The 26,950-nt window shown below is 70.3% G+C and carries 22 protein-coding genes; 5 read left to right on the forward strand and 17 right to left on the reverse strand.

The window, feature by feature from the left end; genetic code table 11:
- Positions 1–2 precede the first annotated feature (2 nt).
- The 10 genes from OG884_RS11585 to OG884_RS11630 form a co-directional block, all read right to left on the reverse strand.
- Positions 3–1,499 carry a CYTH and CHAD domain-containing protein gene (locus OG884_RS11585; RefSeq protein WP_326644897.1) on the reverse strand — a complete coding sequence of 499 codons (1,497 nt, stop codon included), beginning with the start codon at positions 1,497–1,499 and terminating at the stop codon, positions 3–5.
- 186 nt (positions 1,500–1,685) lie between these two features.
- Entirely contained in the window at positions 1,686–4,403 is a 2,718-nt protein-coding gene (locus OG884_RS11590; RefSeq protein ID WP_326646904.1) for a hypothetical protein, read from the reverse strand.
- A 70-nt stretch (positions 4,404–4,473) separates the two neighbouring features.
- Positions 4,474–5,535: a phosphotransferase enzyme family protein gene (locus OG884_RS11595; RefSeq protein ID WP_326644899.1), complete on the reverse strand. Its 1,062-nt coding sequence runs from the start codon at positions 5,533–5,535 to the stop codon at positions 4,474–4,476.
- Positions 5,528–6,724: a glycosyltransferase gene (locus tag OG884_RS11600; protein WP_326644901.1), complete on the reverse strand. Its 1,197-nt coding sequence runs from the start codon at positions 6,722–6,724 to the stop codon at positions 5,528–5,530. The genes OG884_RS11595 and OG884_RS11600 overlap by 8 nt, the downstream gene beginning before the upstream one ends.
- Complete coding sequence (locus OG884_RS11605; protein WP_326644903.1) at positions 6,721–7,518, reverse strand: sugar phosphate isomerase/epimerase family protein; 798 nt, start codon at positions 7,516–7,518, stop codon at positions 6,721–6,723. Before OG884_RS11605 ends, OG884_RS11600 begins: the two co-directional genes overlap by 4 nt.
- A 5-nt stretch (positions 7,519–7,523) precedes the next feature.
- Positions 7,524–8,429: a hypothetical protein gene (locus OG884_RS11610; protein ID WP_326644905.1), complete on the reverse strand. Its 906-nt coding sequence runs from the start codon at positions 8,427–8,429 to the stop codon at positions 7,524–7,526.
- A complete protein-coding gene (locus OG884_RS11615) occupies positions 8,419–8,883 on the reverse strand; it encodes an HAD family hydrolase (protein ID WP_326644907.1) in 465 nt (154 codons plus the stop codon). The genes OG884_RS11610 and OG884_RS11615 overlap by 11 nt, the downstream gene beginning before the upstream one ends.
- 344 nt (positions 8,884–9,227) lie before the next feature.
- The gene (locus OG884_RS11620) at positions 9,228–10,004 is read right to left on the reverse strand and encodes a hypothetical protein (protein ID WP_326644910.1); all 777 of its coding nucleotides are present in this window, start codon (positions 10,002–10,004) and stop codon (positions 9,228–9,230) included.
- Positions 10,001–11,086, reverse strand: a complete 1,086-nt coding sequence (locus tag OG884_RS11625) for a hypothetical protein (RefSeq protein WP_326644911.1) — start codon at positions 11,084–11,086, stop codon at positions 10,001–10,003. The genes OG884_RS11620 and OG884_RS11625 overlap by 4 nt, the downstream gene beginning before the upstream one ends.
- A gap of 50 nt (positions 11,087–11,136) precedes the next feature.
- Positions 11,137–11,553, reverse strand: coding sequence for an ATP-binding protein (locus OG884_RS11630; protein ID WP_326644913.1), 417 nt, complete (start codon positions 11,551–11,553; stop codon positions 11,137–11,139).
- A 659-nt stretch (positions 11,554–12,212) separates the two neighbouring features.
- Between OG884_RS11630 and OG884_RS11635 the strand changes: the two genes are divergently transcribed.
- A complete protein-coding gene (locus OG884_RS11635) occupies positions 12,213–13,373 on the forward strand; it encodes a hypothetical protein (protein ID WP_326644915.1) in 1,161 nt (386 codons plus the stop codon).
- Between the two features lie 21 nt (positions 13,374–13,394).
- A complete protein-coding gene (locus OG884_RS11640; RefSeq protein WP_326644917.1) occupies positions 13,395–13,964 on the forward strand; it encodes a GNAT family N-acetyltransferase in 570 nt (189 codons plus the stop codon).
- A 48-nt stretch (positions 13,965–14,012) separates the two neighbouring features.
- On the opposite strand, the gene OG884_RS11645 is transcribed toward OG884_RS11640, so the two are convergent.
- Positions 14,013–14,777 (reverse strand): trans-aconitate 2-methyltransferase, encoded by a 765-nt coding sequence (locus tag OG884_RS11645; protein WP_326644919.1) that lies wholly within the window; start codon positions 14,775–14,777, stop codon positions 14,013–14,015.
- A gap of 56 nt (positions 14,778–14,833) precedes the next feature.
- Here OG884_RS11645 and OG884_RS11650 point away from each other — a divergent pair, with 56 nt between their 5' ends.
- Positions 14,834–15,385, forward strand: a complete 552-nt coding sequence (locus OG884_RS11650; protein ID WP_326644921.1) for a MarR family winged helix-turn-helix transcriptional regulator — start codon at positions 14,834–14,836, stop codon at positions 15,383–15,385.
- 106 nt (positions 15,386–15,491) lie between these two features.
- On the opposite strand, the gene OG884_RS11655 is transcribed toward OG884_RS11650, so the two are convergent.
- From OG884_RS11655 to rsmA, 3 genes are all read right to left on the reverse strand, one after another.
- The gene (locus tag OG884_RS11655; protein WP_326644924.1) at positions 15,492–17,303 is read right to left on the reverse strand and encodes an ABC-F family ATP-binding cassette domain-containing protein; all 1,812 of its coding nucleotides are present in this window, start codon (positions 17,301–17,303) and stop codon (positions 15,492–15,494) included.
- 153 nt (positions 17,304–17,456) lie between these two features.
- Complete coding sequence (locus tag OG884_RS11660; RefSeq protein WP_326644926.1) at positions 17,457–18,359, reverse strand: 4-(cytidine 5'-diphospho)-2-C-methyl-D-erythritol kinase; 903 nt, start codon at positions 18,357–18,359, stop codon at positions 17,457–17,459.
- A 90-nt stretch (positions 18,360–18,449) separates the two neighbouring features.
- Entirely contained in the window at positions 18,450–19,310 is an 861-nt protein-coding gene (gene rsmA / locus OG884_RS11665) for a 16S rRNA (adenine(1518)-N(6)/adenine(1519)-N(6))-dimethyltransferase RsmA (protein ID WP_326644928.1), read from the reverse strand.
- A 225-nt stretch (positions 19,311–19,535) separates the two neighbouring features.
- On the opposite strand from rsmA, the gene OG884_RS11670 reads away from it, so the two are divergent.
- Both OG884_RS11670 and OG884_RS11675 read left to right on the forward strand, forming a co-directional pair.
- Positions 19,536–21,428 (forward strand): serine/threonine-protein kinase, encoded by a 1,893-nt coding sequence (locus tag OG884_RS11670; RefSeq protein ID WP_326644930.1) that lies wholly within the window; start codon positions 19,536–19,538, stop codon positions 21,426–21,428.
- Positions 21,425–22,810, forward strand: a complete 1,386-nt coding sequence (locus OG884_RS11675; RefSeq protein WP_326644932.1) for an FG-GAP-like repeat-containing protein — start codon at positions 21,425–21,427, stop codon at positions 22,808–22,810. The genes OG884_RS11670 and OG884_RS11675 overlap by 4 nt, the downstream gene beginning before the upstream one ends.
- 78 nt (positions 22,811–22,888) lie before the next feature.
- Here OG884_RS11675 and OG884_RS11680 read toward each other — a convergent pair whose 3' ends face one another.
- The 3 genes from OG884_RS11680 to OG884_RS11690 all read right to left on the reverse strand — a co-directional run bounded on the left by OG884_RS11680 (position 22,889) and on the right by OG884_RS11690 (position 26,907).
- Positions 22,889–23,749 carry a TatD family hydrolase gene (locus OG884_RS11680; RefSeq protein WP_326644934.1) on the reverse strand — a complete coding sequence of 287 codons (861 nt, stop codon included), beginning with the start codon at positions 23,747–23,749 and terminating at the stop codon, positions 22,889–22,891.
- A gap of 85 nt (positions 23,750–23,834) precedes the next feature.
- On the reverse strand, positions 23,835–25,616 hold the full coding sequence (metG, locus tag OG884_RS11685; RefSeq protein WP_326644936.1) for a methionine--tRNA ligase: 1,782 nt from the start codon (positions 25,614–25,616) through the stop codon (positions 23,835–23,837).
- A gap of 10 nt (positions 25,617–25,626) precedes the next feature.
- Positions 25,627–26,907: a glycosyltransferase gene (locus OG884_RS11690; protein ID WP_326644938.1), complete on the reverse strand. Its 1,281-nt coding sequence runs from the start codon at positions 26,905–26,907 to the stop codon at positions 25,627–25,629.
- Positions 26,908–26,950 lie beyond the last annotated feature (43 nt).

The following is a 26,950-nucleotide window of genomic DNA, read 5'->3' on the forward strand; positions in this document are numbered from 1 at the left end:
GCTCAGCGGCCGGGGGAGCGTCGGAGAAGCTTCGCGACGGCGGCCGCGGTGTCGGCCCAGAGCCGGGGGAACTCCTCGTCGGCGCGCTCGGCCCCGGCCCGCTCCACGCCGGTCAGCACGCCGTAGGTGTAGGTGTCCTCCCCTGCCAGGCGTGCGTTCGCGGCCTCGGCGACCAGCCGTTCCTGCGCGACGACGCCGTCCATGTGGGTGCCCAGCGCCTCCTGTATCGCCTCCGCCCGCTTGGCCAGCTTCTTCATGCCGGGCACCTCCGCGGTGTAACGGGCCCGTTTGGCCGCCTTGCGTACGTCGTGCATGGCGAGTTCGCGCTCGGCGGGGTCCTCGATGGACCGCGCGGTGTCGTAGGCCCTGACGACCTGGCGCCAGCTGAAGGCCGCGACGGTCTTCAGGGTCTCGGCGGGCCTGTCGGCGGCCTTGGTGAGCACGGGGGTGGCGATCAGGTCGTCGAGGGCGTCGAGCAGGGCGAAGTAGCGCTCCCCGCGGAGGGCGTCCCTGACCCGGTCGAGGGCCTCGTGCTCGTCGTCCAGCAGGTCGGAGCTGAGGCGGGCCCTGACCGGGCCCACGATCAGCGCGTTGTCCAGGCTGTCGAGCCTGTTCTCGAACCGCTCGCGGATGACCTCCAGGTCGCGCGCCTCGCCGAGGACCGTGCCGAGCCACTTGAGCTCGTCCTGGACGCTCCCGGTCCCCTTGACGACCGTTTTGAACGACTTCAGCGCGCTGCGGAGCCGCCGGGCGGCGACGCGCATCTGGTGTACGGCGTCCTCCTCGGCCTTACGGACCCGAGGATCCTGCGCGAGCAACGCGCCGACCTGGGCGGTGAGATAGCCGACGGCGACCTCACCCGCGGAACCCGGGATCGGCCTGGTACGCGGCTGCGCTGAGACCGCCCCGGCCGCGTTGAGCAGGCGCGCGAGCTTGCTGGCCGATTCGGCGGGACTGGCGCCGACCTGGCGTAGCCGCTTTCCGACCTTCTTCAGCAGCCTCTCGTCGCCCTGGACGATCTCCGCCTCGACCTCGTGCCAGCGCTCGACATGGGGTTCGTCGCCGAACACCGTGCCCTTGACCCGGTCATCGGCGATCTCGATCAGCCTCACCCCGGCTCCGTTGACCAGCGTGGTGACGGCACGGCGGGTGTCCAGCTCGGCGATGGGCGCCAGCGGGGCGCCTCGGGTGTGGGCGAGCACCAGGTCGGCCAGCTCGGCAGGGACGATCTTGATGCTCCGGGTCAGCGGGTGGGTGATCTCCTGCCGTACGCCTTGGGCCTTGGGGAGCTTGAGGTGCCAGCCCGGATCCGTACCGCCCCTGCGCCTTCTCAGGGTGATTCCCCGCGCGGCGAGCCTCAGGTCGGGCGTGTCGAAATAGAGGGCGACCAGCCGATGGGTCTTGGGACCCACGACCTCCCCTACGCCTGGCAGTCCGGCGAGATCCGGCAGCTGGTAATCCACTGGTACGTCGAACTTGTCCTCGATCTCTATCGCCACAGGTCATCCCTAGATTTACCAAGATATCCACCATGTCTTCGCAGTATTTATTGATGCCCTGTTATCCGTCCAGGAACCCCAGCCGATCGCCTCGGAGGTCGCCGGGACCAGACCGCCACCGGCCGGACGCCCCGCCCGAGATACCGGCCAGACGATAACTCGCACCTGGAACGTTGAATGGCCCGTTCACCCCGCTACGGCACGAGTGTCGTCGTACGCCGTCGGCTCGGGTGGCACCGTGTGCCGTTCAGGCTGCTGTGCTCGCAGGTGTTCCGCGAGCGCGGTGATCCGCCGCAGCGGCCCCAAGTCCAGCGGTGGTAGCGGCTGAGAACCGGCCAGCGCATCGGCGGCGGCGCGGATGGCCGCTCGCAGCGGTGAGTCCTCAACGACCTCGTCATGCAGGACGTTGCCGTCGTGTTCGACGGTGACACGGTGGTGGTTACGGTCCAGCTGCCACCCGCTGGCCGTGGTGACCGGGTCGAGGTGCACGGTGACCTGGGTGCGGCCGGCGTGGACGGTGAGATACCGGTGCCGGTCGTCGGCGGGGCGGATGCCGCGCCGCCACCCGCCTACCTGATCGGGAACGTTGTCCAGGACGATGGCTGGGGTCGTGATGCTGGAGTTAAGCTCCAGATGTATGACGGCGTCGCCGGTGTGGAGGGTGGAATGCTCGGTCAGGCCCGACACGAACAGCCGTGAGTCGTAGATCGCACGGAGCATCGCCTGTTGCGGGCGCGTCGCCAGGTAGACGGCGAAGTCATCGGGGGACAGGAAGCGGCGCAGCACGGCGAGCATGTGCAGCCATTCGTAGCCGAGGACCCCGTAGGTGCGGTCAATAAACCTGCCGACGGCAATGTCACCGCTGCGGTCCTTGGTGAACGTGACCGTGATGTGGTGGATCGGGATACCGGGGGCGTACTCCTTGAGGAGGTCGGCGGCGAGATCGAGAGCGCGGGCGTGTCGGTACTGATCGATGATCATGATGCGAGCGTTGGGGTGTTCGTCGAGCAGGCGGACGAACGCGTCAATCTCGTGCCCCTGACAGGCGGGTTTCTCCAGCAGGACCCGTGGAGCCGAATCATGGATAAAGATCGACTGCAGTACGGGGAGGTGATCGGAGGTGGGACAGCACACCGACCACAGGCCGATGTCGGCGGCGACCTCTGCTGATAGCTCCTCAACACCGTGACGAAAGCTTCGGTAGGACTGGGGCAGATCCTGGTGTTTGGGGTCGAGAACCGTCAGCCGGGCGCCGACTTCAGCGAGAAGCTGAGCGTGCAGTCGGCCGGCGGCGCCGTAGCCGACCACACACGCCGCAGTGCCGGGCAGAGCCGCGAGGCCGGCCTCAGCGGTCCACGTGCGCACCCCGGCGGCCAGGTAGGTGTCGTAGTAGGCGTCGTATAGGCCGGAGGTGGTGATGACGTCGTCGACGAGATCGGTGTGCACTCCGGGCGGAGTCGCGTCGGCCTGGGAGCAGAGGGCTTTCGCGGCGATGAGCGTTCCGGCCCGGTAGGCGTCGTAGCCCTGATTGGGAATGGCGTCCGACTCAAACAGATTGAGGGAGCGGCCGTCGCCGAGGACCGTCACCTTGGCACCGCCCCGTAGATGGTAGCGGCGGCCGATCCCGGGAATCTCCACCACCGTCTCAGTGAGCTGCGGATCAGTGGCCAGCAGGGCGAAGTCGCGGGTGGCGTACGGGGCCAGGACGACGCCGTCGGGCAGCAGTCCGATCGCCTCGGCGGTGAGCGCGTCCTCCCCGGTAGTGCCGACCAGCAGGAAGGGCCGTACCGCACGCATCGCGTCAACGGCGGTGCGGTAGGTGGGATGGCCGGCCTCGGCGGCGGCGATCAGGGCGAGCGGCTCTGGATCAACGACGTGGACCTGACAGCCCTGGGCGCGCAGCGCGGATGCCAGGCGCGATCCGAGAGTGCCGTAGCCTAGAACAAGTATCGTGCGACCGATGACCTTCATGGCGGGCAACAGCTCCCGCAGCCGCCGCAGGCACGAGTCGGCGATCTCCGGGTAGCCGAGGTTCGTCTTCAGCACTGAGCGCGCCAGGTTGAACACCGGGATGGCGAGTGACCCAGCAGTGGTGATGCGCTTGAGCCCGGAAACGGTCAGCTCCAGGACGGCGTCCACCCGGCGGGGCGCGTCGGCGTGGCCGTATCCCTGGGCGAGCAGGCCGCCGTCGTCGATGACCAGCACTCGGCGCCCAACGGAGTGGGCGGCATCGATGAACGCGTCCACCCCGGCGAGGGCTTGGGCGAGGTCGTCGGCGTGGCTGTCCGGGGCGTTGATCAAGGTGTTGTCGAGCAGACCGCTGTAATACCCGCGCGCCAGAAGCGTGGCATGGATGCGGTCACGGTTGCGGGTGCGGTCGCCCTTGGCCAGTGCGTACATCCACTCGGCGGGTACGCCGACCCGCTGCAGGGCCAGCAGGAAGGCGAGCGTGTTCTCCACATAGTGATCACGGAAGATCACGGCCCAGCCGTCGAGGTGGGTGTCCGGGACGGCGTAACGGGCCAGCAGCGGCATGCTCACGGTGAGCTGCGCCAACTCGGCCGGGTCGTAGCAGCGCAGCCGCCCCTGCAGCCACACCCGCAGGTCTTCGGCGACATCCTGCCCGCCCGGGTGGACATCGAGGAGGATCTCGACGGGCTGCTGGTCGGGCAGAACGTGGCTGAGCGTGTCGGGTCGGTCCTGAGTGTAGGGATGCCAGCGGGCGACGACACGGGAGGCGCCGCCGTTATCGACCATGAGTAGGCTGTCCGGGTCGGACTGGTGTACATGCAAGCCGTGGCGTTCGGCGATCTCGGCCGCGCCGAGAAGCAGGGCGTCGGGCGAGATTGGCCCACGGAGGACGTCCCAGGTCGCGCGGGCGGCGGACGCGGGAACGGTGTCCATGGTCACGGGGATCTCCCTTGGTTTCGGGGAAACTCGAAGGCATATCGTCAATGCGAGTGCTCAAGACCGGTCAGGTGCCGGCCAGCTCCGCTAGGAGCGTGTCGGTTCCGGCGAGTTCGGACAGCAACGTCGCCGCCGCCCGGTGGCGTATCAGCCAGAAATCATCCAGGTCGTCCTGGAACAGGCCGGGCTTGAGGTAGTGCTGTTTGACGCCGTAGAGACTTTTCAGCAGCTGCAACAGCGCGACCCGGCCACAGGCACGCACGTCCACATCAGGCACGGCCGGGTGCGCCTCCTGGTAGGCGCCGATGAGGGTCGCGGCGGCGTCCAGCCAGTTGCCGCCCTCGGTGACGGTGTTGGGGTAGAACGCCATGCGGCCCAGGTCATAGGCGAGAAGGAACGGCTCCGGCGGCCGGAAGTCCAGCACCGCCGACAGCTCGTCGCCGGTGAACAGGAGGTTGACCGGTGAGTAGTCGCCGTGCAGGACCTGCACGGTCAGATCGGTGGGAAGGTCGGCGAGCAGGACGGGAATGCGGGCGAGCATGGCGCGGCGTTCCAGGAGCGTGCGCTGGGCGTCACCGTCGAAGGGGTCAGCGACCCCGGTGCGGACACGCTCGGCGATGATGTCGAGAAGCTGGTCGATCGTCACAGCGAGGCCGTCGACGTCGATGCCGCGCCACTGCTTCACCGCGGGGGCGGCGGCCGGGGCGGGGCGGTCGGCGAACAGGGCGTGGATGCGCCCCAAGGCGGTACCGGCGGCGGCGAGCTGGGCGGGTGACAGATGGGTGATGACCTGGCCGGGCACCCACTCCCACACCGACATCGCCAGCGGGCTACTGGTGTCGATGACGTCTCCGTCCTCGTTGGGCAGCACCACCGCTCCGGGAATACCAGCCTGCAGGGCGAGGCCGGCCAGGGCGATCGCTTCGCGTTCGGCGGGCAGGTCGGTGCCGTCGGGGTAGCTCTTCACGAACACCTGTCGGCCGTTGCAGTTGGCGCGGTAGTTGACGGTGCCCTGCCCGATGGGCAGCTGTGTGATGGTGCATACCGTCAGCCCGTAGCAGCCGGCCAGGACGGCGGCGATCCGGCCGCCTGGCCCGGACGTCGGGGAGCTGGTCATGAGGTCAGGCACAGCAGCCTTCTCCTTCTTCTCGGTGCGGGGAGCAGGTTGACGTGAAACGGCGTGTGCCGGGCCCCGGGGAAGCCGTCACGTTATCTCGGCTCGTTGTGGCCGGTGGGTTGTTTTCGCAGGTGAGCCGTTCGAACGTCTGCCGGTAGACGGCGGTGACGGCCCGCCATCTCGCGCTGCTGTCCCCCACGCGCCGGAGGCGAGGGCGGGGGCGTTGGTGGGCGGCTTCGGCGGCGGCCATGGCCGGGCCGGGGCCTTCGTCTGGCGGGTAGAGCCGCGCCGGGGAGCCCGTGGTCATCTCCGCGATGGCGGGGAGGTGCGGGGCGATGACCGGGGTGCCGAACGCCAGCGCGGTACCGATCGAGCCGGGATACAGCACGCCGGTGAAGAACTCCCACGGCCCATCGACCCGGTAGGGACACAGCGCGGCATCAGCCACCCGGTACAGGTGGTGCACATGCTCGGGCGGCACCCGCTGCGGGTGGACATAAACGCGACCGCCGCACCTCCGCGCGGCCGCGACGAGGTCGGCGGCCAGAGCCTCATCGCGGCACGGCCCGGCGATGAGCAGGTGTGCGCGCCGGGTATGCGCGGTGAATGCCTCCACCGCCGCGGGCAGGTCCTTGTACGGGGTGATGTTGCCCATGGCCAGCATCGAGCAGGGGGCGGCGCGCAGTCTGCGCAGCAGGACGCGCACCGATTCCGGCACCGGACCGGCGTCCGCCGTGGCGCTCAGTCCGCCCCACCCGGCGACGATGATCGGCGCGGTGGTGAGCCGGGCCAGGTGTAGGGCGTCGGCATAGGTGTGGGTGAGCACCGTGTCCGCGATGCCGAGGACGCCGAGGGCGGCATACCAGTCGGCGTCGCGCGGCGGGCCGCCATCGATGGGCAGCAGATTGTGCACCGTCCACACGATGCGCCACCCGCCGTCGCGCAGCGCCTGCAGTTGATCCAGCATGGTCCTGGCCGCCGACAGGGTGCGCTGCCCGCCCCGATCCCGGTACAGGCGCTTGAGCCGGTGCAGGTTGATCACCCCTGGCCGGGTGGGGCGGCCGGGGATGGCGGTGAGGCTGGAGGCGAAGCCGAGTGGGAGGCCAGGTGGGGCGTGCCGGTGCAGTTCGGCGAAGTACGGGCTCGGCCAGGCCGGGTAGTCGGTGACCGCCACCCATCCCCCGCCCGGTGAGGTACTCATCGGGATTCCAGGGCGGTGGTCAGCCGCTCCCACCAAGTGGCCGTCGCGTGATACCGGGCCAGGCACTCATCGGGGCTGCGGTCTGGCCCGGTCCATTCCAGGGCGACCTCCAGGTCCTGGCCGGCTTGGATGCGGTAGGCGGCCAGGGCGGCGATGACGGCCTGCCCAGGCGCGTCCAGGCCGGTTCCCGGGTCCGACAGGTGCAGCACCTGGGCGTGGTCGAAGATCGGCGCGAGCCAGGCGGGGAACCGGTTTCGCTTCGGGAGTGCGGCGGCGAGTTGCGCGGTGTCGGCCAACAGCCTCATCTTCGGGCAGGCGTTCACCAGGTCAACGAGGGGCCGCAGCGTGGCCGGGGACACCCAGCCGGGGTGGTGCGGCTCGATCAGCAGCGGTAGCACGCTGTCGGCCAGCACGCGCAGTTTCTCCCCCTGGGCCAGCTGGTCTGCGGTCAGCGGGGTGCGAGCCGGCAGCCGCACCCATCGGGCGTTGAGGATGGTCGCCGCTTCGGCGAGCTCTTCCAGGTCGTAGGCCGCCCGGCGGCGGGCGGAGGCGTCACCGGTGAGCAGGTCGGCCAGGTCGACGTCGGCGGTGACCCCGGTGATCGGAACCGTCTGCGCGGCGGCCTTACGCCACCGCCACACCGTCACCGACGACTGGGAGGCCAGGTCGACGCCGCGGGGGCCGCCGCGCAGATGCACGAACGGAATGTCATGGGAGGCAGCCCAGTTCAGCATGTCTGGGACGGTCAGGCCGCGCACCGAGATGCTGTACAGGCCGATCCGGGGCAGGGTCATGGCTTTCACTCCCACGAGAAGATCACAACGGGTTCGTCGGGGCGGCCCAGCCCGTGAAAGGCGGCGTACAGGGCGGGCGCGCCCTCGCCGAGCACGATCCGGCACCAGCCGTCGATCAGATGCGGGTTCATGTGCCAGGTCAACCAGGTCGCCGCCGTGGTGTACGCGTCCTGGTAGCAGGCGGGGCCGGCGAGAAGCTCGTGCATGCCGACGATCGTCCATCCGGAGCGGTGCAGGTCGAGCGCCGCCAGCTCCGACACCGGATCGGGAGTGCCGAGCAGGCCCAGGGTGCCGCCCTTGGTCAGCAGGGCGGCGGCGTGGCGCGGTGTCCCGGCCGCGTCCACGACCACGCCAGCACTGCCCTGGACAATGGAGGCGACGCACTCCACCCCGGGCACGCGGCCGATCGGGGGATCCGGCCGGGAGGTCAGCACCCGCACCCGGGCGGCGCCGCGGCGGTACAACTCCAGGGCGCAGCCGAGCGCGACCGGCCCGGAGCCGACCAGCACGACGTCATCGAGGCTGACCCGGTCGGGGAGCCGGTCCAAGCCCAACACCGCCAACTGCTGGAACCGCGCCAGGGCTGCGGCCTGAAGACGGGTGCCGGGAGGCACGGTGAGCACGTTGTCGGCGCAGGCGTCGAACGCGGCGCCGTGCGGCACCGCCGCCAGCTTCCACCCGGCCATCAGGTCACCGCTGAACGTCATGTATCCGGCGTCACGCGAGCCGACCGGCCCGTAGGTGGCGCGCAGGTGGCGGCGTTCGGTGCCAGGGCTGAGCACGCTGAACCGGGACGCCACCATGCCGTCCGGGACGGCCACGGCGGGCAGCAGGTGAGCGCGCCCTTCGGCGAAGCGGATCCGCGGCCCCGCGTACCGGCACCGCGCGAGATGGGTGAGATCAGAGGGCATGAAGGCTCTCCAGGTAGGCGGGCAGCTCACGCAGATGGGCGATCACACCGATGCCAGGGTCCAGGCCGGACGGACGGCCGTCCTGACTGATCAGGACGGCGCGCATCCCGTGGGCGGCAGGGCCGATCGCGTCCTTGGCCGGGGTGTCGCCGACGAACACGATCTCTTCCGCCGGGCAGCCCGCCTCCTCGATCACGGTGGCGTAGAACCGCGGATGCGGCTTGCGGACACCGATCGTGCTCGACAGCACCAGCGCGTCGAAGCAGTCACTGATGCGGGCCTGTCGCAGGGTGGCGCGGCGCACGCTCTCGGGGCGCTGGGTGTCGCACGCCAGCACGCACACCAGGCCCGCCTCGTGCAGGTTGCGCAGCGCGTGGGCGGCCACCGGGTCGACCTCGGCGTCCGGCACGGTGCTGAACACCGCCTCGACCATGGCCACCGGATCGTCCAGCACCCCCCCCGCTCTCCCGCGTGGCCAGGCGCAGCAGGTCGGCGAACGGGGTCTGCTCGTGCAGCGGCCGGTCGACGGCGCGCGTCCCGCGCATCACCTCATCGAGGGCTGCGGCGAACCCGTCCGGGATCAGCGGGCCGTCCAGCTCGCGCAGAATTCGCGCCACGGTCGCGGCATCAGGACTGGGCCCCGGACGGGCGAGGGTGCCGCCGAAATCGACCGCCACCGCAGCCACCCTGACCGGTTTCCTCTTCCTCATCCCGTCCACCGATCCTCGGCCAGCTGTTCGACGCGGTGGGAGATGTCGTACGGGGTGCCACGCACCGCGTAGAAGCCGGTCGAGCCGGTCAGGGCGGCACGTACCGGATTCGCCGCCGCTGGGCGTGCTCGTCCTCCAGCAGCCGCAACGGCTGCTCCCCGGCGTCGAGGAGCCGGTCGAGCAGGTGTCCGCTGCCGCGCAGCCATGCCGTGGCCGCCGTGTGCCGGTCCACGCGCTCAAGAACGCCGCCCGCCGCGGAAGGGTCAGCGTCGAGACAGACGAGCACCGCCGCCACCACCGGCACCCGGCCCGGCCCGGCGGCCGACGTGTCACTCCGGCGCAGATCGACGACAACCGGCCCGGCTTCAGGAAGGTCCAGGTCGGGAAACCAGCGACGGACCGCGCCGCGTCGGCCGAGGATCGCGGTGGTACCACCCCGCACGAAAGAGCCGCCGTCAGCGGCGACATCGAGCAGGGTCACGTCGCCGGCCAGCCACTGCCAGCCGCGCTCCGCGAGCGCGAGCCCGGCCAGGGTCTTTCCCGCGCCGTGACCGCCGAGCAGCAACACCGCCCCATGGCCGGGCCGGTGCATCGCGACGGCGTGCACACACAGGGTTCCATCGGCCAGGTGTAGCACATGCAGGTGCGCGTTGATCACCCGGCGGGCGTCCGGCGGGGCGTCTGGGACAGCGACTGCGCGGGCCGCCAGATGCTCGCCAGGTTGCAGCAGCTCGGCGGAGGCGCCGGGCACATGCGGCGCGATGTGCGGCCACGCCACGATGACGTCGTCACAGGCGGCGACGGCCAGGGTGCGTCCGGCGCTGGGCACGACCACCATCCGCCGCGACATGGTTCCCGTCCTCACCGGGCTGTCACCTCCAGCAGCTCGGCCAGCGCCTCCCACAACGGGGCGTGCGGCAGATCCCGCAGGTGAGGCACCATCAGCCGGACGGCGGGCACTCCGGCCAGCACGTCCGCCCAGCTCGGCGCGGGCCATGTGATCTGGCCGGGGGGCGGGCCGCCGGTCACCCCGAGCAGGTCGGTGGAGTACAAGCGCTGCCCGGGGACACCGGCTGCGCCTGCCAGCACCGCCTCCGCCTCCGCAGGCTCCAGCGCGACGGCGTGCAGGGGCCGGACTGTTTCCTCATCAGGGTCGGGGACCACGTGCACCACGGCGCCCAGCCGGGTCGGGGGCGCCCAGTCGACGATGGCCCGATGCTCGCCCGGGGTGAACAGCACCCGACGCCGGAGCATGCCGCCCACCCTGCGCTCCTGCTCCACCCCGCCGCAGGGGGCGGCCAGTTCCGCAGGGACACCGACCCGGGTTGGCCACCCGGCGACGATCCCGTCCATGCCGATCATCACCAGATCGTCGGCCATGAACCGAGCGTCCAGCTCATCACAGGCGCGGTGCGCGAGCGTGGACTTCCCACCCCGGCTGCCCGCCACGAACAACACCGCCGTACCGTTCACGGTCACCGCGGAGGCGTGCAGCATCCGCCACCCGCCACCCAGCATCCGAGAGGAGAAGAACAGCCTGGCCAGCCAGTCGGGCCAGCGCCGGGACGAATCGTCGCAGGGGACGGCGACGCGGGTGACACGTTGGACCCGGTCGACCTCCAGCAGCGCCGCGGCGCTTCCCGGCCGGTACAGCCCCAGCAGGCGCAGCAACCCGTTCCCCGTGCCGGCCACGGCCAGGCGGGGCCCGCCGTGCGGGGAGACCAGGACGGGCCGGTCGGCGAGCAGCGCATCGACGTCACCCGGCACCTGGGCGAGCTCGTCACGATCGACGCGGATCGTCCAGTCCGTGCTGGGGCCGGCGGCACTCACCGTGCACGGCGGCACCATCACCGTGGTCACCCCCGCCACCAGGGACGGATTACCGACGACTCGCAGCCGCCACGGGCCCAGCAGCAGGTCCACCACCCGTTCCGAAGCGACAGCCACCGCTTCTGGTGCTTGTTCCGGGTTTTCAGCAGCTGTCGCGATGCGTCGAGTCATTTGAACCTCGGTTGGGAGATTGGCACCGCCACACAGGCCCAGGTGCGGGTTCCGCCGCGGTGCCGCCTGCGGCCCCAGCGCAGGGCCAGCGCGTTCACCAGCAGGAGTCCCCTGCCGTTCTCGGCCTCCAGGTCGGGCGGCCTCGCCCGCAGCCGCCGCACGGCACCCCCGTTCTCAGCGTCCAGGTCTGGCAGGCTTGCCCGTAAACGCCAGGCGGGACCTCCGTCGTGCACCTCGATGAACAGCAGGCGGCCACGCAACCGGACCCACACCTGGACGTGATCTCCCGCGGTGTGGCACACCGAGTTGGTGACCAGTTCGGATACCAGCAACTCGACTGTGGCGGTCGTGCCCTCGCCAACGGCCCAGTCCGCCGCCGCCCGGCGGGCGAACTCTCGCGCCTGTCCCACCATCTCGGGAATCCTCGGCAGTCCGAGGTATCGGACGTCCGCCTCTTCCCATCGTTGCTGTGAATTAGAACCGGACACGGCTGATGCCCGCTTCACGGGCATGCGTACCTCTCGCGCGGAAGGCAGATCATCCATGACGATGCTCACCTCGTCACCGCGTGCGACAACGCTACGGACAGGAGCATGGAAGTTCCTTTGAAAGCAGGGGATGGGAGATCCACAGATCTTGCGCGGCGGCTGCGGATGACACCCTTCAAGGACACCGCGGCGATCTCCGGGTGCCCAGGTCTTCGAACGGCCCCCCGTCGGCCATCGCGAGAGCCTCATAGCGGCCCCGCTACGGCCTTTTGGCGGACGTTTCGTCTCGCCTGACCTTCCGAGATTGTTAGATCTCCCACGCTGAGGCGACCACCCGTTACCGTGGATCGACAGGTGTCAGAACGGGGGCGCACATGGCCGGATGCGAGAGCGGTAACCGTCACCTGAAGCAGGCAAGGCAGAACGCCCACTTCACACAGGAACGGAACGCGCAGGAACTCACTGACCTCGCCGACCAGATGTACATCGCGGGAGAGATCTCCCGCCGCACCTCGGTCAGTCCCCGGCAGTACCGGCGCTGGGAGAGTTCGGCGCCACCCTGGCCCCACCCAGACCACCGCAAGTTGCTGGAGCGGTTCTACGGCAAGCCGATTGTCGAACTGGGCTTCACCCCGCCTGAGACGGCTGGCCTCATGCTCCCCGAAGCACACGCCGACCTCCCCAGCGGAAATATGGACAACGGGAATGAGATCTTCGTAGCTGTGAACCGTCGAGAAGCCCTCACCACCGGGGCCGCCGCCCTCACCTTGGCCGCCGCCGGACACAATCTGCCCTGGCTTCCTCCCGCTGCCTCCGCCCAGTCCGGTCGGCACAAGTTGCGTGTAGGCACAGAGGAAGTCGATCTCCTGCGCTCTGCTGTCCTCGACCTGGATGTCATCGACCAGCGCTTTGGCGGAGGTCGGCTGTGGCGATCGGCCCGCGCCCATCTGATCCTGGTCCACCGCCTGATCGAGGAGGGCACCTACGGCGAGCCCACCGGCCAAGAGTTGCACGGTATCGCTGGTCAACTGACCACGTCGCTCGGCTGGTTCTGCTACGATGCGGGCCAGCAGACCGAGGCTCGCGTCTACTTCTCCGAAGCGCTGAACACGGCCATGATCAGCGGAGATGAACCTCTGGCCATTCGCACCCTGTCCAACATGGCTCGCCAGTCCGTCGACCTCGGCAAGGGCCGTGAGGCTGTCCGCTTCGCCCACATCGCTCAAGCGCACGCCGCCGAGTGGTCCGCTCCTCCCCGGGTTGGCGCTCTGCTAGCCATCCGCGAGGCCCACGGCCACGCCAGACTCGGGGACGAGACTTCCTGCGGGGAAGCAATCAAACGCGCCTGGGATGACTTCGAGCGCGGCCCCAGCGCACGCGACCCCGACTGGACATCGTTCCTCAACGAGGCGGAGTTGAGCTGCCTGGAAGGCATGTGCCGCCTTGACCTCGGCCAGCACGGTTATTCCGCGAAGTTACTGGACCATGCCGCCAGACTTCAGGGCATCGAGTACTCCCGCAACCGTGGCATGTCCCTGGCCCAACTCGCCCATGCCACCTTGAGAGGTCACGACCTTGATCACACAGTGAAGGCGTTGGAGGAATCGCTACAGCTGGTCGACAGCGGAATGAGCTCCCCCCGGACCATGAAGCAGTTGGCGCTCGTCCGTGACGGCCTCACCCCGCATCTGTCCAGTGCGCCGGTACGGGACGTGGCCGAACGACTCGACCAGTACGCCGTCTGACACGCATCGCGGAGAGAAGACGTGAACACCGTGGTAGACCTTCGCCTGCGACACCACGATCGGCACGCCACGAAGGAAATCATCGACGATCTGATCGACGCTTACGCCGAGATCTACAACGTCCCTCCCTACGCTGGCGATCCCTTTTTCTCCCCCAACACGTACGCCGATCGCCTGCGTGCCGCCCTGGAGATGGACGGCTTCGAGACCGTTACCGCCAGCATCGGCGACCAGCTCGTCGGCTATGTCCACGGCGCCGTACTACCCGCCGACAGGTCCTGGTGGGTCTCTCTTGGAGGGAGCAGGCCCGAGGCGGTACGGGTCGCCGCCGAAGCGAGGAAAGTCTTCTGGCTGCGCGAGTTGATGGTTCGGCCCGCTTACACCAACCGGGGCATCGGCCGCCTCTTGCACAACGCTGTGATAGCGGGTCGCGCCGAACCGTGGACGGCTTTGACCTGCGTCATCGGTAACGAGCCCGCTCACAGCGCCTACCTGCGCTGGGGCTACCAGCTGATCGGCCAGATCAGGCACGCCCCGGAATCCCCGGTGTATAGCGCGATGATCCTGCCGCCCCCACCCGACACCCCCTGAGTTTCGGCACGGATCAGGCGCATACGTTCGCGAATCGTATCCCAACGGTCACTTCTGGGCGACCACGAAGATCCTACGGAAGGGGAAGATCGTGCCGTACGGCCCCCGAGGGTAGGCCTCGCGGAGCAGGGCGGCACAGTCGGCGAGAAAGGCGGCGGCCTCGGCGGGGTCCAGGCGGTCGAGCATGGGGCGCAGGGCGGTGCCGGTGATCCAGGAGAGCACGGCGTCGTCGCCGGGGAGCACGTGCAGGTAGGTGGTCTCCCAGGCGTCCACCCGGCAGCCCAGTCGAGCGAGCAGGCCAAGGTAGCCGGCCGGGTCGTCGACGGGAGAGTACGAGGCCAGGTCACCCAGCCGGTCGCGCCACTTCGTCCGGCACAGCTCGCGGACCAGGGCGTGGCTGGGGGCGTCGAAGTTACCCGGCACCTGGAAGGCGAGCCGGCCGCCGGGGGCGAGCGCCTCCACCCAGCGCGGTAGCAGCTCGCGATGCTCGGGCACCCACTGCAGTACCGCGTTGGACACGATCACGTCCACCGGTGACGCGGGGCTCCAGCGCCTGACGTCCTCGACGGAGAAGGAGAGCGAGCCACCGGCGGGGGCCTTCTCGATCATGGCGGGCGAGGAGTCGAAGCCATGGATGCGGGCGTCCGGCCAGCGCCTGGCGAGTTCCGCGGTGAGCTCGCCGGTGCCGCAGCCCGCGTCGACCACGTAGCCGGGGTCCGCTGCGGGTATCCTGGAAACAAGATCGAAAAAGGGTCGTGCGCGCTCGTCGGCGTAGCGACCGTAAACCGCGGGATCCCACATATCTCTTGACATCAAGATAATTGATATCCGGCGAGATATCTCGATGTCAAGACAGATAGACTCCCGGCATGACCCTGCACCACGCGGACCACGGCTCCAGGCGTTCGGCCGGCGCGAAGGACGAGGTCGACCTGCTGGTCACCGCCTGGAATCAGGAACGCCCGGACCTCGACGTGCAGCCGCTCCAGGTGCTCAGCCGGGTCTCCCGGCTGGCCCGCCATCTCGACCGCGCCCGCCGGGCCGCCTTCGCCGAACACGACCTGGAGATCTGGGAGTTCGACGTGCTCACCGCCCTGCGCCGGGCCGGGGAGCCGTACGAGATGAGCCCGGGAGCACTGCTCCGCGCGACGCTGGTGACGTCGGGGACGATGACCAACCGGATCGACCGGCTGACCGCGGCCGGACTGGTCAGGCGGCGCCCCGACCCCGAGGACCGGCGCGGCGTCCTGGTCTCCCTGACCGGCACCGGGCGGACGCGGGTGGACAGTGCCTTCGACGACCTGCTGCGCCGCGAGCGCGAGCTCCTCGCGAGCCTGCAGGAACGCGAACAGCAGGCCCTTGCGGACCTGCTGCGCACGCTACTCGTCCCTTTTGACGCAACCGACACCGGAGCGCCCTGACCTCCATGCCCGAGGACGGAGGGGCAGACCCGGCCCACCCCGAAAGCACGTTCTCAGCCCCCTCCGCGAACGGCTCCGGCGGCGACCGGCAGGGACTCTCCGAGACTCACTCACCCAGGCGGTCGGCCAGCTCCAGCCACTCACCCTCGATCGAGTCCTTCTCCGCGAGGATCTCCTTCAGCTGCGCGTCGAGCGAGGCCAACCGCTCGTAGTCGGCGGCGGCGTCGGCCATGGACGTGTGCAGCTTCACCTCGCGGCCGCTCAGCTTGTCGAGCTGGCGTTCCAGGCGGGAGAGCTCCTTACGGAGATCGCGCTCCTCGCGCGCCGACAGACCGGGGGCCGTCTCCTTCGCGACCGCGGCCGAGGTCGCGGAGGCCGTACCGGAGACCGCGCCGGACGCCGCCCGCGCGGACAGGGCCGCGCCCGCGGCACGCCGGGACAGGTATTCGTCCACTCCGCCGGGGAGCATCGACAGCCTGTGGTCACCGAGCAGGGCGACGGTCTTGTCGGTGACCCGCTCCAGGAAGTAGCGGTCGTGGCTGACCAGGATCAGCGTGCCCGGCCAGCCGTCGAGCAGGTCCTCCAGCTCGTTGAGCGTCTCGATGTCGAGGTCGTTGGTCGGCTCGTCGAGCAGCAGCACGTTGGGGTCGTCCATGAGGAGGCGGAGCAGTTGCAGGCGGCGCCGCTCGCCACCGGACAGGTCGCCGACGACCTTCCACTGCGCGTCGCCCTTGAAGCCGAGGCGCTCCAGCAGCTGGGAGGCGGTCCACTCCTTCTTGCCGACCTGAATGAACTTGCGGACCTCCTCGACGGTCTCCAGCACCCGGCGCGCCGGGTCGAGCTCGGCCAGCTCCTGCGACAGGTGCGCCAGGCGGACCGTCTTGCCGCGCACGAGCTTGCCCGAGTCGGGGTGCACGGTACCGGCGAGCAGGCGGAGCAGCGAGGACTTGCCCGAGCCGTTCACGCCGATCAGGCCGATCCGGTCACCCGGGCCGAACTGCCAGGTCGAGTGGTCGAGGACCAGCGGTCCCTGGCCGGGTCCTCCGGCGTGCAGCGTGACGTCCTCAAGGTCGTAGACCGTGCGTCCCAGCCGGGCGGCGGCGAACTTGACCAGCTCGACGCTCTCCCTGGCGGGAGGCTCGTCGGCGATCAACGCCTGGGCGGCGTCGATGCGGAACTTGGGCTTGGAGGTGCGCGCGGGCGGACCCCGGCGGAGCCAGGCGATCTCCTTGCGCATCAGGTTCTGGCGGCGGGCCTCTGAGGCGGCGGCCACCCGGGCGCGCTCGGCCTTGGCCAGCACGTACGCGGCGTACCCGCCCTCGTAGCGCTCGACCGCACCGTCCACGACCTCCCACGTCCTGGTGGAGACCGCGTCGAGGAACCAGCGATCGTGGGTGACGACCAGCAGCGCCGTCCTGCGACCGGCCAGGTGTCTGGCGAGCCAGTCGATGGCCTCGATGTCGAGGTGGTTGGTGGGCTCGTCCAGGATGATCAGGTCGTGCTCGTCGATGAGCAGCTTGGCGAGGGCCGTGCGGCGCCGCTCACCTCCCGACAGGCTCCCGGCGAGCGCGGTCAGATCGATGTCGCCGAGCAGGCTGGCGAGGATCTCGCGGATGCCCGCGTCACCCGCCCACTCGTGCTCGGACCTGTCGCCGAGGACGATGTCGCGCACCGGCCGCGCCGGGTCGAGGTCGTCGCCCTGCGACAGCGCCCCCACCTGGAGCCCCCGGTTATGGGTGACCCGCCCGGCGTTGGGCTTGAGATCACCCGCTATCACCGAGATGAGGGTGGTCTTGCCACCGCCGTTGCGGCCGACCACGCCGATGCGGTCGCCCGCCTCGATGCCGAGTGAGACGTCGTTGAGCAGGGGCTTGGGACCGTAGGAGTGGGAGACCGACTCAAGATTGACCAGATTCATCGCCAGACAAGCGTATCCGCTCCCGGCCCACGCGGCCCCCGCCGCGAGAACCGTCCCGGCCCTGACGGCGCCTTCGGGAACGGCAGCCCCGCGTGCCTCGACCGGCGAGAACGGCCGGTCGTGTACCCGTGGGGATGGTGCTACGGGGACAGGCTAAACGACCACCGGGCCGGGCACGGGACCGTGGGCGGTGATGACGTCGCGCGCCACGCCGACGTCCTTCAGGCAGGCTGCCAGCTCGCCCGCGTGGGCCGCCGACCGGGCGAGGAAGGCGCAGGTGGGCCCGGAGCCGGAGATCAGCGAGCCGAGGGCGCCCTGCTCCCGCCCCGCGTCCAGGGTGCGGGCCAGTGAGCCGCGCAGCGTCACGGCGGCGGGCTGCAGGTCGTTGCTCAGCTGGGCACCGAGGGTCTCCGCGTCTCCCTCGCGGAGCGCGGCCAGCAGTGCCTCGGTGACCTGGGGCCAGGCCACCTGCTCGCCGCTCACCTGGCGGAGGCGGTCGCACTCGGCGTAGACCGCGGCCGTGGACAGGCCGCCGTCGGCCAGTGCGAACACCCAGTGGAAGGTACCCGCGACATCCAGCGGGGTCAGCCGCTCTCCCCTGCCGGTGCCGACCGCCGTACCGCCGAGCAGGGCGAAGGGGACGTCGCTGCCGATGTCGGCGGCGATCTCCATCAGGTCCTCAAGCGGCAGGCCGAGCCCCCACAGCTCGTTGCAGGCGACCAGGGCCGCGGCGGCGTCGGCGCTGCCGCCCGCCATGCCGCCCGCCACCGGGATCGACTTGCGGATGAGCAGGTTCACCCCGTACGGGCGGCCCGCGTGCCCGGCCAGCGCGAGGGCCGCCCGGATCGCGAGGTTGTCGCCGTCCTCGGGCACCTGGTCCGCGGACTCGCCCTCCACCCGGACGCTCACCCCGGTCTCCGCGGTGGCCGTGACCTCGTCGAAGATCGAGACTGCGTGGAAGACGTTGACGAGGTCGTGGTAGCCGTCATCCCGCAGCGGTCCGACGGCAAGTTGCAGGTTGACCTTCGCGGGTACGCGGACGGTCACGGAGTTCATGCGTCCCCCATGGGGGCTCGCTCACTGGTCACGACGTCAGATCGTAACGGGATCCCTCCCCTCCGCACGCAAACGAACCGGCAAATCAGACTATGTACTGTTTTCAGGCGCACGGTGCTCGGCGATCCGCGCGAAATCCTCGACCGTAAGCTGCTCGCCGCGCCTGGCGGGGTCGATCCCGGCGGCCCGCAGCGCCCGCTCGGCGGCGGGGGCCGTACCGGCCCAGGAGGCGAGGGCCGCGCGCAGCGTCTTGCGGCGCTGGGCGAAGGCGGCGTCCACCACCGCGAAGACCTCCTCGCGGGTGGCCGCCGTGCTGGGCGGCTCCCGCCGGGCCATCGCGACCAGGCCTGAGTCGACGTTGGGAACCGGCCAGAAGACGGTGCGGCCGATGGGACCGGCCCGGCGGACGTCGGCGTACCAGGCGGCCTTGACCGAGGGGATGCCGTAGACCTTGGAACCGGGAGCGGCGGCCAGCCGGTCGGCCACCTCGGCCTGGACCATGATCAGGACCTTGCGCAGCGACGGCTGCGTCTCCAGCAGGTGAAGCACCACCGGGACCGACACGTTGTAGGGAAGGTTGGCGACCAGCGCGCTCGGCCGCTCCGCGGGCAGATCCGCGGGCAGGACACGCATGGCGTCGGCGAGCACCACGGTGAGCCGGTCGGCGAGCTCCGGGGCGTGCCTGTCGACCGTCAGCGGCAGCTGGGCGGCGAGAACGGGGTCGATCTCCACGGCGATCACGCCGCGGACCTCGGGAAGCAGCGCGAGCGTGAGCGATCCCAGCCCCGGGCCGACCTCGATGACGACGTCGTCGGGCTCAAGCCCGGCCACCCTCACGATCTTGCGGACCGTGCCCGCGTCGATCACGAAGTTCTGGCCGAGCTTCTTCGTGGGACGAATATTGAGCTTGTTCGCCAAAATACGTATTTCCGCTGGACCAAGAAGGCTCATGATAGGTCCTCACACAGCGGCTTGAACCTTGCATCCGCCGGACCGCTGTGGTCTCCGACTCGTCTGCCTCGATCACCCAAGGTTGCTCTCCCATGTCATCCGACAAGTTTCCCGCACCGAAGCCCATGCAAGGACGCGTGATGGAGCACGAAAGGTTCCGTTGTGGATAACGTTGCCATACGGGGGACCGACTGCGAGGAAGGGAACCTTCCCGGTGAAGAGGACGTGAACCGGCCCGGTGTCGAAGGGCTGCGATCCACCGACCCCGAGAGCATCGGGGCTTACCGCCTGCTCGGGCGCCTTGGCGAGGGCGGGATGGGGACCGTCTACCTGGCGCTGGCGCCGGCGGGGCGACCGGTCGCGCTCAAGGTGGTGAAGGCGGAGCTCACGGTCGAGGACGGCTTCGCGGCGAGATTCCACGCCGAGGTCGAGAACGCCCGGCGGGTGGCCTCGTTCTGCACGGCGCAGGTGCTGGACGACGGAACCGATGACGACGACCGGCTGTACATGGTCACCGAGTACATCGCCGGCACGCCGCTGTCTCGCCAGATCTCCGAGCACGGCGCGCTGGAGCCCGGAACGCTGCACGGCGTGGCCCTGGGAGTGGCGGCGGCGCTGGCCGCGATCCACGTCGCCGGCCTGGTGCACCGCGATCTCAAACCCGCCAACGTGATCCTGTCCATGTCCGGGCCCCGCGTGATCGACTTCGGCATCGCCAGAGCCCTCGACTCCACGCACAGCTTCACCCGCTCGGGCGAGGTGCTCGGCAGCCCCGGCTGGTGGGCTCCTGAGCAGATCCAGGGCCTGGACATCACTCCTGCCGCGGACATCTTCGCCTGGGGCTGCATGGTCGCGTACGCGGGCAACGGCCGCCACCCCTACGGGCGGGGCGACCTGATGACGATGGCCACCCGGCTGCTCAACAGCCCGCCTGACCTGGGCGCGCTCCCCGCCCCGCTGAACGACCTGGTCCGCCGCGCGACCGCGATGGACCCCTACCGGCGGCCCACCGCCCAGGACCTGCTGATCGCCCTGGTCGGCGGCGGGATCGCCGCCCCGCCCTCACCGGCTCCCGCCCGGACCGACCCGCCCACGTTGATAGCCAGTGATCTGCTCCACGAGTCGTGGCAGCCCCCCGCCAACGTGGAGCCCGACTCCACCCAGACCCTCAGCGCGCTGAATCTGGGGACGCGGTTCCCCGCCCCGCCCTCGGTCCAGGGCCCCGCGACACCGGCCACGGCATCCTCCACATCCACCCCCCCGCCGCCCGGCCCGTCCACACCCGCGCCCCCGCCGCCCGGCCCGTCCACGACACCGACGCCACTGGACTTCCCCCCGCCCTCAAGGGCCGAGTCCGCGACATCGCCGTCCCAGCCGTTGACGGGCCCCGTCCCGGCCCAGACAGCGGCCCGGACAGCGGCCCGGACACCGGCCCAGACAGCGGCCCGGACACCGGCCCAGACAGCGGCCCGGACACCGGCCCTGCCTCCGCCCGGCATCCGGCTCCCCCCGGAATCGGACGCGCCGGACACCGGGGGGACGGCGCCCCGGCGGCGCTGGCTGTTCGCCGGGCTGGCCGTACTCGCGGCACTGGCCGTCACGGTCGTCGTACTGCTGAACCTGCGCGGCCCGGACCCGGGCGACCAGGGGGAGACGCGGGCGGGCAGCACCGGTGTCACCCGCGGTGCCGCCGGTACCGGTGGCAACGGCGGCACCGGCGGTATCGCCGGCAACGGCGCCACCGACGTGGGCCGCAGGATCACCACAGGCTCGTTCCTCACGGACCCGCAGCTGATCATCCCGCGCACCCCGACATGCGGCCTCACCGCCTACGAGGGCGCCACCCCGGTACGCGGCAGGCTCTGCACGATCCCGTGGACGCTGGTCAACACCGGCGGGGAGGCGGCCCGGCTCAGCCGCACCCCGCTCACCCTGCTCGACGACGTCGGCACGGCGCACACCGCCGAGAGGGCGTCGACGGAACTGCCTGCCACCCTGCCCCCCGGGGCGAAGGTGGACGGCGTCCTGGTCTACGACCTGCCCACGTCCCGCAAGCCCGCGAAGCTGACCGGAACGGTGATCGAGGGCGGCGGGGAGATAGAAGTGAGGGTGTCATGAGGCTGCTGCTCTCTCTTGTGGCCGCGGTCGCGATCGCGTGGTCGTCCACCGGATCCGCCTGGTCCGATGCCGCTTCTGCCCCGGCCGCCGACTGCACCGGAACGGGCGCGAGCGACTTCGACGGCGACGGGGTGGACGACATCGCGGTCGGCGACCCGTTCGCCGGCCCCGGCGGATCGGCCGGCACGGGGGCCGTGCACGTGCTGTTCGGCCGGGGGGAGGGTGGGACGGCCGTGACCGTCGCCGAGACCGAGGCGGGTGACGGCTTCGGGTGGTCGGTGCGGCTGGTCAGGATCGACGGCGACGGCTGCGCCGACCTGATCATCGGCGCCCCGTACGCGGACGTGGCGGGCCACCGGGACGCGGGCGCGGTCTACGTGGTGCACGGCGGCCCCGACCCCAGGACGATCCGCCTGGTCTCTCCCTACCCCGAGGCCGACGCTCACTTCGGCTGGTCCCTGGCCTTCGGCGGGACGCTGGTGGCGGTCGGCGCTCCACACGAGAACGCCGACGGTGTCGCCGACTCCGGCGCGGTCTACCTGTTCGACACCGAGACGTCCGGCGAGGGCCGGCGGATCTCCCAGGAGACCAAGGGCGTCACGGGCAACAGCGAGGCCGGCGACATGTTCGGCTGGTCACCGGTGCTCGGCAAGCTGGGTGGCGCCCCGGGCGAACTGGATCTCGCGGTCGGATCGCCGTACGAGAACGACGACGGAACGGGGGCCCAGGCCGGCGGGGGCAAGCTGGACGCGGGGGCGCTCACAGTGATCTTCGACGTGGGGCGCGCCAAGGACGAGTACAAGAGCAGGAAGTGGGACCTCCGCGACATCGTCGACGCCGGTGCGGGCGACCTGTTCGGCTACGCGGTGGCCTACGGCGAGCAGGGCGACACCGGCTACCTCGCGGTGAGCGCACCGCTCGGCGACGGCGGAGGGGTGAAGGACTCCGGCCTCGTCCAGCTGTTCCTGGCCTCCAGCAGCCTGGAGATCACCGCGGCCGCCACCTTCCACCGGGGCTCCGAAGGTGCCCCGGACGAGGGGTACGGGACCTCGCTGGCGTTCAGCAGCGCCGACGACGTCAGGCTCGCCGTGGGCGTGCCCTTCGACGGCCCCGACCAGCGGGGCGGCGTGCGGCTGTTGACCATGGGCGAGGAGGGGGCGGGCCGGCTGATCGCCCAGAGCCAGGCAGGCGACCACTTCGGCTGGTCGGTCGGGTTCAGCGGCAACCGGCTGGTCGTCGGCGCGCCCGACCGGGAAGGCGCGGGCGAGGTCGTCCTGCTGGGCAGGAACGACGCCCAGGGCGTCCCGCTCTCGCCGGGCACCGGGAGGATTCCCGCCCTTGAGGGCGCGGCCTCCGCCGACTTCGGCTCCGCCGTGGGCTGAGCCCCCTCACGACGCCCCCGCCGTGGGCTGAGCCCCCTCACGACGCCCCGCAGAAGACGTCCCGGTGCCGGAGGCACCTCACCAGGAGCCGAAGACGGTCTCTCCGTTGGCGCTGACGGCGGCGGCGAGGTCGGTGAGGCCGACCTCCTTGACCTCCGCGAGGCAGCGCAGCGTGAGCGGGATGAGGTAGGGCGCGTTGGGTTTGCCCCGGTGCGGCGCGGGCGGGAGGTAGGGCGCGTCGGTCTCGACGAGGATCAGCTCCCTCGGCGCGACCCTCGCGGCCTCTCGGAGGTACCCGGCGTTCTTGTAGGTGACAGGCCCAGAAAATGACATGAAATATCCGGCATCGACGCACTGCTTGGCCATCTCGGCGTCACCGGAGAAGCTGTGAAAGACCACGACCTCCGGGGCGCCCTGCTCGGCCAGCACGCGTAGCACGTCGTCGTGGGCCTCGCGGTCATGGATCACCAGGGCCTTGCCCGTCCGCTTGGCGATCTCGATGTGCGCCCGGAAACTGGCATGCTGGTCGTCCTTCGACGCCCAGTCGCGGTAGTAGTCGAGCCCCGTCTCCCCCACCGCCCTGACATGCGGCAGGCGGGCCAGCAGCTCGATCTCGGCGAGGGTCTCCGGCGTCGAGGCGTGCGCCTCGTTGGGGTGGACGGCCACCCCGGCGTAGACGTCGGCGTGGAGCGCGGCCGTCTCGGCGTTCCAGCGCGAGGACGGCAGGTCGTAGCCGATCGTGACGAGCCGTGTCACACCGACGGCCCGGGCCTCGTCGAGGATGCCCTCGACGCTCGCCCGGGCCGCCTGCGCGGCCTGCGCGACCGGATCGCCCGAGGACGCCTGGCGGTTGCCCACCATGATGTCCAGGTGGCAGTGGCTGTCGAACACCTCTGCCGGCAGGGGCTCGGGGGCGGCGGGAAGCTTCTGCGTGCTCACGCCGTCCAACCTACCGAGGAGCCGGCGTGGCCCGCGCCCGGTGCCGCGCGGACCGGCCCGCTCCCGGGCCGGGGGTCCTTCTCGGCTACTGGCCCAGGCGGGCCAGCTCCTCCTTGACGATCTTCGGGTCGAGCTTGACGAAGAGCGGGGTCGGCGGGGAGAGAGGGGAGCCCACCCGGATCGGGACGGACTCCCAGCGCGCGGCGCCGTCGTAGGAGCCGGTGATGATCGGGTAGCTCCGGCCGTCCTCGTCGGTGACCTCCTGGATCTCCGGCATGCCCGTCCAGACGCCGGTGCCGCCGAGCATCGCGTAGATCTTGTTGGAGGAGTTGGGCAGGACCGGGGTCAGCATGGTCTTGGCGTCGTCCACCACCTGCAGGGCGACGTGCAGGATGGTCTTCACCCGCCCGGGGTTGTCCTTGATCTTCCAGGGCTCCTGGTCGGCCAGGTACCTGTTGGTCTCGCGGATGACCTCGAACGCCTCGTTCGTCGCGTTCTTGAACCGGCAGTTCTCGAGCTCGGTCGCGACCTTCGGGAAGGCCGAGCGGCTGCGCTCCAGCATGGCGCGGTCGACATCGGTGAGGTCACCGGCCTCGGGGATGACCCCGAAGTTCTTGGCGGCCATCGAGATCGATCGGTTCACCAGGTTGCCCCAGGCCGCCACCAACTCGCCGTTGTTGCGGTTGAGGAACTCCGACCAGGTGAAGTCGGTGTCCTGGTTCTCCGGACCCGCCACCGCGATGTAGTAGCGCAGCGCGTCGGCGTCGTAGCGCTCCAGGAAGTCACGCACGTAGATGACGACCTGGCGGGAGGAGGAGAACTTTCGCCCCTCCATGGTCAGGAACTCGCTGGAGACGACCTCGGCGGGCAGGTTCAGCGCGCCGAGCGAGCCCGGCTTGCCGTCGCGGGCGCCCTGGCCGTTGTAGCCGAGCAGCATCGCCGGCCAGATCTCCGCGTGGAAGACGATGTTGTCCTTGCCCATGAAGTAGTAGCCGAGCGCCTCGGGGTCCTGCCACCAGCGGCGCCAGGCCTCCGGGTCGCCGGAACGGCGCGCCCACTCGATGGAGGCGCTGAGGTAGCCCACCACCGCGTCGAACCAGACGTAGAGCCGCTTGTTGGCCTGGTCGCTCCAGCCCTCCAGCGGGATCGGCACGCCCCAGTCGAGGTCGCGGCTGATCGCGCGGGGGTGGATGTCGCCGAGCATGTTGAGGGCGAACTTCAGCACGTTGGGCCGCCAGTCTCCCTCCTTGGAGCGCAGCCACGATGCCAGGACCTCGGCGAACGCGGGCAGGTCGAGCATGAAGTGCTCGGTCTCCACGAAGATCGGCGTCTCGCCGTTGACCTTGCTCACCGGGTTGATCAGCTGGACCGGATCGAGCTGGTTGCCGCAGTTGTCACACTGGTCGCCACGGGCGCCCTGGTAACCGCAGATGGGACAGGTGCCCTCGATGTAGCGGTCGGGCAGGGTGCGCCCGGTGGAGGGCGAGATGGCGCCCATCGTGGTCTGGGGGAAGATATAGCCGTTGGCGTGGAGTCCCTTGAAGATCTCCTGCGCCACCGCGTAGTGGTTCTCCGTCGTGGTCCGGGTGAACAGGTCGTAGGACAGGCCGAGTGCCTGGAGGTCCTCGACGATCACCCTGTTGTAGCGGTCGGCGAGCTCGCGGGCGCTCAGGCCCTCCTTGTCGGCCTGCACCTGGATCGGGGTGCCGTGCTCGTCGGTCCCGCTCACCATGAGAACCATGTTGCCCGCCATCCGCTGGTAGCGGCTGAAGACGTCGGACGGCACGCCGAATCCGGAGACGTGCCCGATGTGGCGAGGGCCGTTGGCGTAGGGCCAGGCGACCGCGGTCAGGATGTGCTGGGACATGGTGCCCAGCCTAAGGGACGCGGCCCTGGGTCTTGGTGCTCTCCCTGTCGCCAGCGGCACGCGCGGCCGCTTCCGCGACCTCGGCGGCGCGGCTGACGGCCTCGGCGGCCTCCTCCGCCGCGGAGGCGGCCACGTCGATGGGCGTCTCCTTGGTACGGCGGATGCCGAGGATGCTGATGAACAGCGCGGCGAAAATCGTCTGGAAGCTCACGATCAGCGCGGTGGCCGAGGGCACGACGAGGCGCAGCGACTCCGAGGGGATCAGCGGGCCGAAGCTGCGCGTCTGCCAGTGGACCAGGGAGGCCACCAGGCCGCCCAGGCCGCCCAGGGCCAGCAGCCCGCCGACGACCAGCCCCTTCTCCAGGGAGACGATGTCGACGAGCTTGCGCACCCGCCTGTCCTCCGGCAGGAAGCCCTCCTCTGCCGCGTACACCTTGGTGAACAGCGCGAACAGCACCGCCTGGAAGCCGATCACCACCATGGCGGAGGCACCGACCAGGGTGTCGACGTCGAAGGCGAGCTTTCCGATGTAGACCGGGCCGAAGGTCAGGGCGGCGCCGGCGACCAGCCCGAGGGTCATCAGCACCAGGCCGGGGATGAAGAACAGCCAGCGCGGGCTGTAGAGCATCAGGAAGCGCAGGTGGCGCCAGCCGTCGCGCCAGGAGCGCAGGTGCGGCGGGCGGGAGCGGCCGTCGGGCGAGAGCGTGGTGGGCACCTCGCGCACGTCCAGGCCCGACAGGGTCGAGCGGACCACCATCTCACTGGCGAACTCCATGCCGCCGGTCTGCAGGCCGAGCCTGAGGATGGAGTCGCGCCGGAAACCGCGCAGGCCGCAGTGGAAGTCACCGATGGCGCTGGGGAAGAAGAGCCGTCCGATGAAGGAGAGCACCGGATTGCCCAGATAGCGGTGGAGCGGGGGCATGGCGCCCGGCGCGATGCCGCCCTTGAACCGGTTGCCCATCACCAGGTCGGCACCGTCGCGGAGCTGCTCGACGAACGGCAGCAGCGCCGTGAAGTCGTAGGAGTCGTCCGCGTCGCCCATGATGACGTAGCTACCGCGCGCGGCTCGGATGCCGCCGATCAGGGCGTTGCCGTACCCCTTTGCGTCGATGTGCACGACCCGGGCCCCGGCCTCGCGCGCGAGTTGCTGTGAGCCGTCGGTGCTGCCGTTGTCGGCGATCAGCACTTCCCCGTCGATCCCGTGCTCCCGCATGCAGGCGAGTGCCTTGCGTACGCAGGTCTCCACGGTCTCCGCCTCGTTCAGACAAGGCATGACCACGGTCAGTTCCACGTCTCAACCCTTCACTCACGGCACAAGCCAATCCCACCATGAT

The sequence above is a fragment of the Streptosporangium sp. NBC_01755 genome, assembly GCF_035917995.1.
GTDB lineage: Bacteria > Actinomycetota > Actinomycetes > Streptosporangiales > Streptosporangiaceae > Streptosporangium.